This window comes from Thioclava sp. JE_KL1 (assembly GCF_009296265.1).
GTDB lineage: Bacteria > Pseudomonadota > Alphaproteobacteria > Rhodobacterales > Rhodobacteraceae > Thioclava.
The window spans coordinates 483,299-496,550 of sequence record NZ_WBJS01000001.1 but is presented as its reverse complement, the minus strand read 5'-3'; the positions used below and the strand labels follow the sequence as shown (position 1 = coordinate 496,550).

15 protein-coding genes are annotated in these 13,252 nt (G+C 64.1%); 14 read left to right on the top strand and 1 reads right to left on the bottom strand.

Annotated features, from left to right (window positions below):
• Positions 1-2: 2 nt before the first annotated feature.
• The 13 genes from F8R15_RS02140 (at position 3) to F8R15_RS02080 (ending at position 12,267) form a co-directional block, all read left to right on the top strand.
• Positions 3-1,184 carry a dihydrolipoamide acetyltransferase family protein gene (locus F8R15_RS02140; RefSeq protein WP_152843230.1) on the top strand — a complete coding sequence of 394 codons (1,182 nt, stop codon included), beginning with the start codon at positions 3-5 and terminating at the stop codon, positions 1,182-1,184.
• Positions 1,181-1,423: an acyl carrier protein gene (locus F8R15_RS02135; RefSeq protein WP_078539928.1), complete on the top strand. Its 243-nt coding sequence runs from the start codon at positions 1,181-1,183 to the stop codon at positions 1,421-1,423. Before F8R15_RS02140 ends, F8R15_RS02135 begins: the two co-directional genes overlap by 4 nt.
• Positions 1,424-1,827: 404 nt before the next feature.
• A complete protein-coding gene (locus F8R15_RS02130; RefSeq protein WP_078519881.1) occupies positions 1,828-2,031 on the top strand; it encodes a hypothetical protein in 204 nt (67 codons plus the stop codon).
• Between the two features lie 145 nt (positions 2,032-2,176).
• Positions 2,177-2,950 (top strand): carbon-nitrogen hydrolase family protein, encoded by a 774-nt coding sequence (locus F8R15_RS02125; protein ID WP_172976146.1) that lies wholly within the window; start codon positions 2,177-2,179, stop codon positions 2,948-2,950.
• A gap of 116 nt (positions 2,951-3,066) precedes the next feature.
• Positions 3,067-3,735, top strand: coding sequence for a cupin domain-containing protein (locus F8R15_RS02120; RefSeq protein WP_152843226.1), 669 nt, complete (start codon positions 3,067-3,069; stop codon positions 3,733-3,735).
• A gap of 33 nt (positions 3,736-3,768) precedes the next feature.
• A complete protein-coding gene (locus F8R15_RS02115; protein WP_152843224.1) occupies positions 3,769-4,833 on the top strand; it encodes an FAD-dependent oxidoreductase in 1,065 nt (354 codons plus the stop codon).
• Positions 4,834-4,957: 124 nt separating this feature from the next.
• Positions 4,958-5,251: a ribbon-helix-helix domain-containing protein gene (locus F8R15_RS02110; RefSeq protein WP_078530393.1), complete on the top strand. Its 294-nt coding sequence runs from the start codon at positions 4,958-4,960 to the stop codon at positions 5,249-5,251.
• 114 nt (positions 5,252-5,365) lie between these two features.
• Positions 5,366-5,761, top strand: a complete 396-nt coding sequence (locus F8R15_RS02105) for a VOC family protein (protein ID WP_078545828.1) — start codon at positions 5,366-5,368, stop codon at positions 5,759-5,761.
• Between the two features lie 36 nt (positions 5,762-5,797).
• Positions 5,798-6,322 (top strand): Twin-arginine translocation pathway signal, encoded by a 525-nt coding sequence (locus F8R15_RS02100; RefSeq protein WP_152843222.1) that lies wholly within the window; start codon positions 5,798-5,800, stop codon positions 6,320-6,322.
• Positions 6,323-6,333: 11 nt separating this feature from the next.
• A complete protein-coding gene (locus F8R15_RS02095) occupies positions 6,334-7,905 on the top strand; it encodes a GMC family oxidoreductase (protein ID WP_152843220.1) in 1,572 nt (523 codons plus the stop codon).
• A 173-nt stretch (positions 7,906-8,078) separates the two neighbouring features.
• Complete coding sequence (locus tag F8R15_RS02090) at positions 8,079-8,987, top strand: pirin family protein (protein ID WP_152843218.1); 909 nt, start codon at positions 8,079-8,081, stop codon at positions 8,985-8,987.
• A gap of 44 nt (positions 8,988-9,031) precedes the next feature.
• Entirely contained in the window at positions 9,032-9,625 is a 594-nt protein-coding gene (gene wrbA, locus F8R15_RS02085) for an NAD(P)H:quinone oxidoreductase (RefSeq protein WP_152843217.1), read from the top strand.
• A 125-nt stretch (positions 9,626-9,750) separates the two neighbouring features.
• On the top strand, positions 9,751-12,267 hold the full coding sequence (locus tag F8R15_RS02080; RefSeq protein WP_152843216.1) for a cation:proton antiporter: 2,517 nt from the start codon (positions 9,751-9,753) through the stop codon (positions 12,265-12,267).
• Positions 12,268-12,304: 37 nt separating this feature from the next.
• Here the strand turns inward: F8R15_RS02080 and F8R15_RS21380 are convergent, their stop codons facing one another.
• Positions 12,305-12,451: a hypothetical protein gene (locus F8R15_RS21380; protein ID WP_172976145.1), complete on the bottom strand. Its 147-nt coding sequence runs from the start codon at positions 12,449-12,451 to the stop codon at positions 12,305-12,307.
• 374 nt (positions 12,452-12,825) lie between these two features.
• Here F8R15_RS21380 and F8R15_RS02075 point away from each other — a divergent pair, with 374 nt between their 5' ends.
• A complete protein-coding gene (locus tag F8R15_RS02075; RefSeq protein ID WP_152843214.1) occupies positions 12,826-13,242 on the top strand; it encodes a hypothetical protein in 417 nt (138 codons plus the stop codon).
• Positions 13,243-13,252: the final 10 nt, after the last annotated feature.

Sequence of the window (13,252 nt, the reverse complement as noted above, 5' to 3'; positions counted from 1 at the left end):
CGATGGCCGTTTTCAAGATGCCCTCGCTTGGCGCGGATATGGAGGCGGGCAAGCTGGTCGAATGGCTGGTGAAGCCCGGCGATACGGTCAAGCACGGCGATGTCGTCGCGGTGGTCGAGACCCAGAAGGGCGCGATCGAGATCGAGGTTTTCGAGGACGGCGTGGTCGAAAAGCTGGTGGCCGAACTGGGCCAGAGTCTGCCCGTCGGCGCGCCGCTCGCCATTATTCAGGCACCGGGGGAGGCTGCGGAGGCCCCAACGCAGACCGCGCCGCCAGTTGCGCCGCAGGCCCCCGCCGAACCTGCCGCGCCTGCGGCGGAAGCAGCGCCGCCAACCGCTCCGCCCGCAGCAACCCCATCAGGGATCGCCGCATCACCTGCCGCCAAGGCGCGCGCGGCGGAATTGGGGATTGCGCTGGAGAGCCTCACCGGCAGCGGGCCAGGAGGCGCGATCGTCCTCTCCGATGTCGAGACGAAGAAACCCGCCGCGACACCGTCCCCGGCGCAAGATCGCGGCGCCTATCTCGCCGAGATGCGCAAGGCGATCGCTGCCGCGATGGCCCGGTCGAAACGTGAGATCCCGCATTACTACGTCACCCACACGATCGACCTCAGCGCCGCGAGCGACTGGCTAAGCGCCGCCAATGCCGACCGCCCGCCCGAAGAACGCATCCTGATGGGCGCGCTCCTGATGAAGGCGATGGCGCTGGCCGCGCGTGAGGAAAAGGCGGTGAACGGGCATTTCGGGGAAGATGGGTTCACGCCCTCCGCGGCGATCCATCTCGGGCTCGCCATCGCGCTTCGGGGCGGCGGGCTTGTCGCGCCAGCAATCCTCGATGCCGACAAGAAGAGCTTGCAGGATTTGATGGAGGCGATGCGCGACCTCACGATGCGCGCCCGTGCCGGGCGGCTCAAAAGCTCGGAGATGAGCATGGCGACGCTGACCTTCTCGGCGCTCGGCGAAAGCGGGGTCGAGGCGATGGCCGGTATCATCGTGCCGCCGCAGGTCGCTATCGTCACCGCCGGTGCGCCCGGCCTGCAAGCGTTGGTGCGCGACGGCGAAGTGATCGCCGCACAGGCCGTGACGCTGACCCTCGCCGCCGATCACCGCGTGAGCGACGGGCGGCTGGGCTCGAAATTCCTGACCGCGATCGACGCGAAGCTGCAAACCCCGGAGGAGCTATGACCGAAGACGAAATCCGCAGCGCCTATATCGAGGAACTCGTGCGCGTCGCCCCCGATCTCGATCCCGCCGAAATCGCGGGGTCGGACCATCTGCAGGACGATCTCGAGCTCGACTCGATGGATATCCTGAACCTCGTGATCGCGCTCAACCAGCGCTTCGGCGTCGCGATTGCCGAGGCGGATTATCCCCAGATCGCCACCCCGGATCTTGCGGCGGCGTTTCTCGCAAAGCGGGTTTGAAGGATCGGCTTAGGCGGTCAGTTGCGGCATCCGATGTCTGATGGCGTCCGATCCGGGCTGATGCTGGTGGGGAGCACCGCCGCATGGCTCGCAGATACGGATCGCTCTAAATCGGGGCACAAATCGGGGGGCTTCGTTTCTCGCGCGAAGGCCCGACACTCCAATTTGACCCTGCCGGACCACCCGCTGAACATTCAACTCAGGGGGGATTTCGGCACGCCGTGAGTCAATTCACTGTTACCGCGGAAAAAACTGAGGAAATCCGCAATGCGCGGAGTCGCATTCCTTTGTTACCAGTGGGTTATTCGCAACAATTGTCTATTCGCAAAAATGTTATTTTCGGGAGGGCCCCGGCTGTATCGCGAGCCTCTTGCGCCCTTGACGAGTTAGAGATGGAGATCGTTATGATCGAAACGCGTATCGAAGTAGAGTGCTTGGAAGACGGGGCCATCCGGGTGCGCAGAGGTGCGTGGTCGGACCGTGTGCCGCGTGCGCGGATCGACCACTGGGCAGACCACTATGAGCTGATGCATCTCAATAATGGCAATGCCGGCTATCTCGAACTCGCGCATGCCCTGCGGGAGGCCAAGGCGAAACTCCTGTCTTGATTGAACTGGACAGGTTCTCGCGGCTGCCTTCGTCCTGACCCTCTCTCCAGACGTCTGTCGCCCGTAGGCAGAGTTTTCCGGCTTTGCTCAGGGTGACGGGCTGCGGCGCAAGCGATACGCTTGTTTGTCGAGAATGGAGACAAACATGAGAATCGCGCTCGTCCAGCCGCTGCCGCTTCCCTCTGACCCGGCGCAGATTTTTGCGACCATCGAGGCATGGGTGAGCGGTCTGTTGAGGCTCGGCGTCGATCTTGTCGTGCTGCCCGAGCTGATCCTGCCCGGCTACAACCGGCCCGAGGACCATCGCGTGCAGGCGCAGCCGCTCGGCGCAGAGTGGTGCACCACGATGGGCGATATCGCGCGCAAATACGAATGCGCGATCTGCTATGGCTGGGCCGAACGGCTGGGCGATGACGTGTTCAACGCGGCGTCTGTGCTCGACAAGACAGGCGCGCGGGTCGGGCATTATCGCAAGATCCAACTCTTCGGCGAGATGGAGCGGGCGAGCTTCGCCTTCGGGACGGAAACGCCGCCCGTCTTCGAGCTGAATGGCGTCCGGACCGGCCTGCTGATTTGCTATGACATCGAGTTCCCGGAGCACGCACGGACCTTGGCGAGAGCGAAGGCCGAGTTGATCCTCGTGCCGACGGCGAACCCGGTTGGCTACGATCACGTCCCCGATCTGCTCGTGCGGGCGCGCGCGAATGAGAACGCGGCCGTCGTGGTCTATGCGAATTACGCCGGACCTGATCGCGATATCGACTTCGGTGGCAAGTCCGTGATCGCGGGTCCCGACGGACAGGCTGTGGCGCAGGCCGGAAGCGGGCCGACGACGCTCATTGCGGACCTGCCGAAGCCCGCCGATTATCCCGGCGAGGCGATCTCGGTTCAGCTCGATGATCTGCGCAGCGTCGAATAGCCGAGGGGCTTCGCGGCATTTGAAATTCTGCCTTCCGAGCATAGCTCCGAGTTACGCGCGGCTTAGGGGCGGTGCGACAGCCCAACCTAGGTTGGGGCAGATATTTCGGAGGGCACATGGAAATCAACGCGGAATTCTCGGAGCGCGTGCTCGTTCATTCCGACACGCTCGACTGGCACGGCTCGCCGTCGGCGGGTGTCGAGCGGCGGATGCTCGACCGGATCGGCGACGAGGTGGCGCGGGCGACGAGCATCGTGCGCTTCGCACCGGGGCACAGTTTCTCGGCGCATACGCATGGCGGCGGCGAGGAATATCTCGTGCTCGAAGGCGTGTTCCAAGATGAGAGCGGCGATTATCCGGCGGGGACGTACGTGCGCAATCCACCGCAGACCCGGCATCGCCCGGGATCGGAGGGTGGCTGCACGATCTTCGTGAAGCTCTGGCAGTTCGACCCGGACGACCGCAATCAGTTTCACAAGGATATGCGGGCCGATCTGACCCAGACTGGCGAGGGAGTCGAATGCGCTGAGCTTCATCGCGACGCGCGCGAGATTGTCCGCTATTTCCGGCTCGCGCCGAATGCGAGCCTGTCGCTCGATGATCCGGGTGGGATGGAGTTGCTCATGCTGGGCGGGACGCTGTCCGAGAGCGGCGACGCGCTGCGCGAGGGATCGTGGCTGCGCTTGCCCGTGGATCAATCGCTGCAGGTTCAGGCCGGGCCGGGCGGCGCCGAGTTCTGGATCAAGACGGGGCATCTGCGCTTCGTTGCCGCGCCGGAACAGTGACGGAAAACGATCTCTCAACATGACGAGGCTTCCATGAAAACGCAGGTTGCGATCGTGGGCGGCGGGCTCGCGGGCTTGGCGCTCGCGCGGCACCTGCACGCGCGCGGGGTCTCTTTCGAGCTGTTCGAGGCGCGGCCGCGCTTTGGCGGTCGGATCAAGGCGCTTGAGACCGCAACGGGCAGGGTCGATCTCGGCCCGTCATGGTTCTGGCCCGGCCAGCCCCGGATCGCGGCGCTCACCGAGGCGCTGAACCTGCGCAAGTTCGAGCAGTTCGCGCGCGGCGCGGTGTCGCTGGAAGATGCGAGCGGCGACGTTCACCGCAATATGGGCTTTGCCAGCATGGCGGGGTCGTGGCGTCTCGAAGGCGGCATGGGCGCGCTGACCAATGCCCTCGCCGCCGACCTTCCCGCCGCGCAGCTTCATCCCGGGGCGCGCGTCGTCGAGATCGGGGCAGGGCCCTCGGTCACGCTTGATGACGGTCGGGCCTGCGAGGCCGAGCATGTCGTGCTGGCCGTGCCGCCCCGCGTTGCGGCGCAGATGTCTTTCGCGCCGCAGCTGAGCGAGGCGCAGATGCAGGCGCTCCGCGCAATCCCGACATGGATGGCGGGGCACGCGAAATTCGTCGCCCTCTACGAGCGACCGTTCTGGCGCGAAGCCGGGCTGTCGGGCGACGCGATGAGCCAGCGCGGGCCTCTGGCGGAAATCCACGATGCCTCGGGGCCGGACGGCACGCCCGCGGCGCTGTTCGGCTTTCTGGGCCTGCCGGCGCGGGCGCGGATCGGGCAGGAGGAGGTGGTCAAAGCTGCCGCCCTTGAACAGCTTGGCCGGATCTTTGGGCCCAAGGCGGCCAACCCGCTGACCTATGCGCTCGAAGACTGGGCCGTCGCGCCCGAAACGGCAGCGGAGGCTGATCTCGAGCCGCTCAGGTTCCACCCCGATTACGGCCTTCCGCCGGTGCTGCGCGGGCTCCATGACGGGCGGGTTCATTTCGCCTCTTCGGAAACCGCGCCCGAGATGGGCGGCTACATGGAAGGTGCGCTAGCTGCAGCGGAGCGCGTGGCGCGTGACCTTGTGGGAGGTTTCGCGGCGACCCCATAGCCTGATGCGCTCGGCCACGCCCCCCGTCACAACACGATTGACCCGACCCGGATTGTTCATATTCTTGAGTCTCGGGTGGATCTTGGTTCGCCTCGGCAATCGGATCTGAGGGAGGAGAGACGATATGTGCCATGTATTCGCCGGTCAGGACCCGGAGCGCTATTCCAGCGAGACGCGCAGGCTGCGGCTCAACGGCCAGAGCACGAGCATCCGGCTCGAGAACGCGTTCTGGGACATTCTCGACGAGATCGCCGCGCGCGATGGGGTGTCCACGCCGACCTTCATCTCTACGCTGCATGCGGAAGTGCTGGAGCTGCGCGGGGAGCCGTCGAACTTCACGTCGCTGCTGCGCTGTGCGTGCCTGAAATTCATGGAAATCTCGACCGATCGCGCCCCGCTCGCGGTCGCGGCAGAGTAAGCGCAAGCCTGACGTCAAACATTCTTCAGGGGTAGTATAGACCTACTACCCGCCCCACCGCGGCCCGCTGCTAGGCTCTCAGGACAACTGACAGCACTACAGCGGGAGCAACCGGTGGCAAAATCCATTCATTCCATGATCCGTGTCCTCGACGAGGACCGCTCGGTCGCGTTTTACGACAAGGCTTTCGGCCTCAAGGTCGCCGACCGTCTCGACTTTCCGGATTTCACGCTCGTCTATCTGAGCAATCCCGAAAGCGAGTTCGAACTGGAACTCACCGTCAACAAGGGCCGGACCGAGCCCTATGACCTCGGCGATGGCTACGGCCATTTTGCGGTCTCGGTCGATGATCTCGAAGCCGAACACAAACGCTTCGAGGCGGAGGGCCTCGCGCCTCGCAAACTCGTGGAATTCGCGCCGGCAGGGGAGGTCGTCGCGAAGTTCTTTTTCGTGGCCGATCCGGACGGATACCAGATCGAGGTGCTCGCGCGCGAAGGCCGCTTCAAGTGAGATTTTCCTAAGGGAGACATCAGGGAGGAGACGACAATGGCAACCAAGGCAAGCTCGAAAGGGCTGACCAGACGGCAGCTGCTGGCGCGGGCAACCGTGGCGGGGGCGAGCTTCGTCGTGGGTTCGGGGTTCATGGCGGCGCGCAATGCCGCCTGGGCCACCGAGCTCTCGGCGCTCAAGCCGACGACCTTCGCGACGCTCGTGCAGATGGCGCGCGATATCTATCCGCACGACAAGATCGACGACCAGTATTATGTCATCGCGGTGAAAGGCTACGACAGCCCCGATACAGCTGATGAAATCGAAGCGGGGATTGCTGCGCTCGATGCGGCGGCGCGCGGCAAGGGTTTCGCGAATTACCTCGAGACGGGCTGGGAGAAGGATCGCGTCGCGATCCTGCGGGGCATGGAGGAAAGCCCCTTCTTCCAGAAGATCCGGGGTGGTCTGGTGACCGGCCTCTACAACCAGAAAGCGGTCTGGCCGATCTTCGGCTACGAGGGCGAGTCCTATTCCAAGGGCGGCTACATCAACCGCGGTTTTGACGACATCGACTGGCTGTAAGGGAGGCAGACATGGTTGCGAAATTTGATCTGAGCGACGACAGCGTCGTTGTCATCATCGGCACCGGCGCAGGCGGCGGCGTGCTGGCCAACGAACTGGCGCAGAAGGGCGTCAAGGTCGTGGCGCTCGAGGCGGGCGGTCGCTATCTGCCCGAGGATTACATCAACGACGAATGGGAAAGCTTCGGCCAGCTCGCCTGGACCGAGCCGCGCACCACGAGCGGCGACTGGCGGGTGGCGAAGGACTTCTCAGGTCTGCCCGCGTGGATCGTGAAAGCGGTCGGCGGCACCTCGATCCACTGGGCCGGGGCGAGCCTTCGCTTTCAGGACCACGAGTTCAAGACGAAGACCCATTACGGCAATGTCGACGGGGCGAACCTGCTCGACTGGCCGATCGATCCGGCGGAGCTTGCGCCCTATTACGACAAGGCGGAAGCGAAGCTCGGTGTGACGCGCACCGGCGATCGTCCGGGCCTGCCGGGCAACAACAACTTCAAGGTGCTGGAGAAAGGCGCGAAGTCGCTTGGCTACGAGGAAGTGAATACCGGTCATATGGCGATCAACTCGATCGAATATGACGACCGGATTTCGTGCCAGCAGACGGGCTTCTGTTTCCAGGGCTGCAAATGGGGCGCCAAGTGGTCGTCGGCCTACACCGATATTCCGCGCGGCGAGGCGACCGGCAATCTGGAGGTGCGCGATCACTGCCACGTCGCCCGCATCCTGCATAACGATCAGGGCATGGCCTCCGGCGTCGAGTATTTCGACAAGGAGGGCAATCTGCAGATGCAGAAGGCCAAGATCGTCTGCGTCGCGGGCAACTCCATCGAGAGCCCGCGCGTGCTCCTGAATTCGCATTCGGCGATGTTCCCCGACGGGCTTGCGAACTCCTCGGGGCAGGTGGGGCGCAACTACATGCGTCACACCACGGGCTCGGTCTATGGCGTGTTCGACAAGCCGGTGAAGATGTGGCGCGGCACGACGATGGCGGGCATCGTCCGCGATGAGGCGCGCCACGATCCCTCGCGCGGGTTCGTGGGTGGCTATGAGCTGGAGACGCTCAGCCTCGGTCTGCCCTTCATGGCGGCCTTCCTCGATCCGGGCGGCTGGGGGCGCGAGTTCACCTCGGCGCTCGACAGCTACGAGAACATGGCCGGGATGTGGATCGTCGGTGAGGACATGCCGCAGGAGACCAACCGCATCACCCTTAATCACTCGGTCGAGGACGCCTACGGGCTGCCGGTGGCCAACGTGAACTACACCGATCACCCGAACGACCGGGCGATGCGCGATCACGCTTATGCCCGCGGGAAGGCGATCTACGAGGCGGTGGGCGCGACCCGGACGCTGCCGACGCCGCCCTATCCGTCGACGCATAACCTCGGCACCAACCGAATGTCCGAGAACCCGCGCGACGGGGTGGTGAACAAGCACGGCCAGACCCATGATGTGCCGAACCTGTTCATCTCGGACGGCTCGCAGTTCACGACGGGGGCTGCAGAGAACCCGACGCTGACCATCGTGGCGCTCGCGATCCGGCAGGCGGATTTCATTGCCGGGGAGCTGTCCAAGGGTAACATCTGATCCCGAGAGGGTCAGCTAAGGCAAAAGAAGACCGGGCTGCCGAACGGTGGCCCGGTTCTTTTTGCGGAACCTTTGCCCGTCTGCGCGCTTGCGCACAGGACATGCGGGACCTTCGCTAATTCAAATTTCCACGGGAAGCCCCACACTATCACCAACGATATTTGGAGGCTCCCATGACCTTTCGACCTGTCTCGGCCACCAGCCAAGCGCAACCCGCGCTCGAAGGCGCTGGCGTTCATCTTCATCGCGTGTTCGGCTTCGGCGACCCGTCGCTGACCGATCCGTTCCTGATGATGGACGATTTCCGCAACGACGATCCGCGGCTTTATTCCAAGGGCTTCCCTTGGCACCCGCATCGCGGCATCGAGACGATTACCTATGTGCTCGACGGCCAGGTGGAGCACGCGGATTCGCTCGGCAATCGCGGTCTTCTCGGCGCAGGCAGCGTGCAGTGGATGACCGCCGGATCCGGCATCGTCCATCAGGAGATGCCCTCGGGCAATGCCAAGGGGCAGATGCACGGGTTCCAGCTTTGGGCGAACCTGCCCGGCGCGCTCAAGATGACGGCGCCGCGCTATCAGGACATCACCGGCAGCGACATCCCGATCGAAGGCGACGATGACGGCACGACTGTCAAGGTCATCATCGGCTCGTTCTGGGGCAAGACCGGACCGGTCGACGGCATCGCCGCCAATCCTATGCTGCTCGACGTGTCGATCCCCGCAGGACGCCGCAAGGTGCTGCCGGTCGATACGCGCTCGAACGCGCTCGCCTATGTCTTCGCAGGTTCCGGCACCTTCCGCGACGCCAGCGATCCCGTCGGCATCAAGGTCGAGAAGGAATATCGCGGGCAGGAGCTGAATATCCGCGACATGACCGGCAACCGCACGCTGGTCCGCTTCGGCGCGGGCGACGAGATCACGGTGCAGGCCGGGGACGAAGGTCTCCGCTTCCTGCTGATGACCGGCCGCCCGATCCAGGAGCCCGTCGCGTGGCACGGCCCCATCGTCATGAACACGCAAGACGAACTGCGTCAGGCGCTGACTGAACTCAACAACGGCACGTTCATCAAACACGGCTGAGGGCGCCGTTGCCCCTCAGGCCCTTCCCAACACAGGAGATAGAAATGGCACAACCGAAGATCGCAATCGTCTTTTATTCCACCTATGGCACCAACCACGCCGTCGCGTTGGCGGCTGCGGAAGCCGCCGAGGCTGCCGGGGCCGAAGTGCGCCTGCGCCGCATTCCCGAGACGGCCCCGAAAGCCGTCGTCGAGGGGCAGGACGCTTGGAAAAACCAGCTCGAGAAGATGAGCGACATTCCGGAAGTGACCGCCGACGACATGGAGTGGGCCGAGGGCTATTTCTTCTCCGGACCGACCCGCTACGGCGTCTCTGCAAGCCAGATGCGCGCCTTCATCGACACGCTGGGCGGTCTCTGGGGCGCAGGCAAGCTCGCCAACAAGACCTTCACCGCGACGACCAGCGCGCAGAACGCACATGGTGGGCAGGAGGCGACGATCCTCGGCCTCTACACCACGGCCATGCACTGGGGCTGCGTCATCGTTCCGCCGGGCTATACCGACGAGGCGATCTTCAACGCGGGCGGCAACCCCTATGGCTTCTCGACCAATGCCGGGGGCGTCGACGAGGCTGGCAAGGCCGCAATCGCCCATCAGGCGAAGCGCCTTGTCGAGATGACGGCGAAGCTCGTCGGCTGATCTGACTTAAGGTCTATAAAGCGCCCCCGCCTCTCTCGGCGGGGGCGTGCTTGTCTCCCGATCGCAAAGTGTCGAAACCTTTCAATTCCCCGTGCGTCCGCCGATCAGCGTGGTATTTCGACTGAATGGATATCGTCGTCATCACCACGATTGTCGCGTCGCTTTTCCTCGTCATCGGGGTGGCGGAGCCATTGGCAGCGCGGCTGCGTCTGCCCTTCAGCGTGATCCTCGCGGGCATCGGTATTCTCATCGGTGTGGCGGCTGTGTTTTTCCTCCGGACCGAGCTGACCGACGCGCTCAATCCGGTGGCGGAAGCAATCCTGAACCTGCCGATCCGCTCGAACGTGTTTCTCTACGTGTTCCTGCCCACGCTGCTCTTTCAGGCGACGCTGGGCATGGACCTGCGCAGGATGCTGGACGACTGGGTTCCCATCCTGATGCTTGCGGTGGTGGCGGTCGTCGCGGCCACCCTCAGCGTCGGCTACGCGCTGTCCTGGGTCAGTTCGATCCCGCTCACCGCGTGCCTGCTCATCGGCGCGATCGTGTCCACGACCGACCCGTCCGCCGTCGTCTCGATCTTCCGCTCGATCTCTGCCCCGCGCAGGCTGTCGCGGATCATCGAGGGGGAAAGCCTGCTGAACGATGCCGCGGCTATCGCGCTGTTCGGGCTTTTCATGGGCTTCGTGATGATGGGCGTGCCCGATCCGAAGCTGGGCGACGCACTCGCCCGGTTTCCGTATCTCATCCTCGGCGGCGCGTTCACGGGCTGGCTGGTCGCGCGGATCGCCGTCGGGATGATGTCGTTCTTCCGGCGTCATGAGCTTGCCCAGCTCTCGATCTCGGTCGCGCTGCCTTACCTGGCCTATATCGGCGCGGAGCAAAGCATCGGTGCCTCGGGTGTCATCGCGGTGGTCGCCGCCGGTCTGACGCTGAACCTGACCGGGCCCGGACGTCTGCAACCGCAGACATGGATCAATCTGCGCGAGCTCTGGGGCGTCCTGGCGCATTGGGCGGGGGCCCTCATCTTCGTTCTCGCGGCGCTGTTAATCCCGAGACTTCTCGAAGAAATCCGCATCGGGGATATCGCCCTCGTCGGTGTCGTCGTCCTCGCGTCGATTTTCGCGCGCGCGGTGATCCTGTTCGGGCTTCTGCCACTTCTCACGGCGCTGCGGGTCTCGCCCACGGTCGAGCGGCCCTACCGGGTCGCCATCCTCTGGGGCGGGTTGCGTGGGGCGGTGACGCTCGCGCTGGCGCTGGCCGTGACCGAGAGTTTCCGCGTTCCCGATGAGGTTCAGCGCATGGTCGGCATCCTCGCCACCGGCTTCACCCTGTTCACGCTGATCGGGCAGGGCACTACGCTGCGCTGGATCATCGGTCGGCTGGGGCTGGACCGGCTGTCGCCGATCGACGACGCGCTGTCGCGCCAGGTCGTCGCCGTCTCGCTGCAGAAAGTGCGCGAAGACCTCGCGCGGACCACCGAGAATTATGAACTCAGCCGAGACGTCGTCCGCTCCGAGGCCAAGCGGTTCGGGGAGCGGCTGGAGGGCGCGGTCAAGGCCGCCGACGACAGTCAGGACATCCACGACCGCGACCGCATTACCTTGGGGCTTATCGCGCTCGCCGGCCATGAACGCGACACCATCCTGATGCGGGTGCGCGAGCGGACGATCGCCTCTCGCATCGCCGAACAGGTTCTGTCGAATGCCGACCGTCTGATCGAGGGCGCGCGCGCGGACGGGCGGCACGGCTATAACCGGATCGCGCGGCGCAGCGTCAAATATGGCTTCGGCTTCCGCATCGCGAATATCCTGCATCGCCGCCTCCACCTGTCGCGCCCCCTCGCGCGGATGACGGCGGACCGGTTCGAGATGCTCCTCTCGCAGCGTCTGGTGCTGCGCGATCTCGGCGGCTTCATCAGCGGCCGCATCCGCCGTATTCATGGCAAGCGCGTGAGCGACCTGCTCTCTGACCTGCTGTCGCGCCGCATCGAAATCGTCGAAACCGCGCTGCAGGGGCTGCGTCTGCAATATCCCGGCTACGCCGAAGAGCTCGAACGGCGCATCATTCGTCGGACCGCGCTGCGGCTGGAGGAGCGCGAATACGAGACGATGCGCGAAGACGGCCTGATCGGCGATGAGGTCTACACCAAGCTCCGGGCCGCCCTCGCGCAGAAGCGGTCGCGCGCAGAGGATCGCCCCAAGCTCGATATCGCGCTGCGGCGCATCGAGCTCGTGCGGCAATTTCCGCTGTTCTCCGGTCTCGATGCTCGGGACCAGAAACGATTGAGCCGGTTGCTCAAGGCGCGGCACGCCAATGCGGGGGAGGTCATTCTCGGCCGCGAAAGCGTCGCGAAAAGCGTCTTCTTCATCGCCTCCGGGGCCGTCGAGGTTGAGGCTGCTAACCAGACATGGCGGCTGGGTCGCGGCGAGATGTTCGGTCAGCTGTCGATCCTGATGAGACGGACGCGCAGGACCGAAGTGCGCGCGATCACCCCGTCGACTCTTCTGGAATTGGACGAAGCCCGCTTCCGTCGCCTGCTGAGCCGTAGCAAGTCACTGCAGGAGGCCGTCCGCGCCAGTGCGGAGAAACGCGGCATCGCTCCTGACGCGCTCCTCGCGGATGTCGAGAGGGCGCGTCAGTAGCGGGTCGGCTTTGGTGCTGCGAAAAGGCTCCGATCGCTTACATCGGGTTTTCGATGTTCGCCTCCATGTTCGGAACGTTTGCAGCGGTCGCCGTGCCCTCGGTTTGGGTGCAGGCGGCCAGAATGCCCATGGCGCAGCATGCGACCAGAGCGAGTACGGCTTTTTTCTTCATCGGGCTTTGCATGTCGGGTTCCTTTCAAAACGACTCGGGTCCTCAAAATGAACGGACCAGTTCAATTATTTGGGGCGCACCGTGGGGCGCGACAATATTTTTCTTTTGCTGCTGACGTATTTGGCATCACTGACGCAGCGGTGCCACGCAGAGGATTTGCTCCGCCGTATAAGCGGACGATTGCCGTTAGGGCATTTTCTCGATGGCAGGCCCCGCAGATGGAGGCCTACTAGTCAGCTCGAAAGGTCACGCAGCGTCAGAAACTAACTTTGACATAGTTGCCCAATTCAAGTCACAACATCGCCGCTCTTGCATGTGATCCAGCCCTCGTCGGCGAGCCGCACAGGTCCATTCGGAGCCACTCGCGTCCAACGGAGGTATTGATTATGAATGTTAAACACGTGTCGCTTGAATTGTTGGTTAAGCTTGATGAGCGCGGTGTGGCTGAAGTGGGCAAATTCTCCCTTAATTTCCAGGACGACACTCGCGACGCTCTCGGCGACTCGATCGACTTGAAAGGCCTGGCGACGCTGGCGCAGCCGGAAAAGGTGTTCACCCCGGCCTTGCGCACCGAATTGCTCGACCAACGCGCGACTTTCGACCCGCAGAAATTCTCGGTCTCCGTCAACGTGAGTTCCTACGCTACCTCCGATCCCTATATCGAGATCGAACGCCGGTGGCGCATCGCCCTCGTCACCTTCCTCGAGGGATACATCATGCAGTCCCAACCGATGCTCTCGTCGCTCAAGGTTCGGGGCGCCTATGCGGAACAGCTCGCGGCCTCGAATGCGCCGCTGCACTGATCGGTAACCC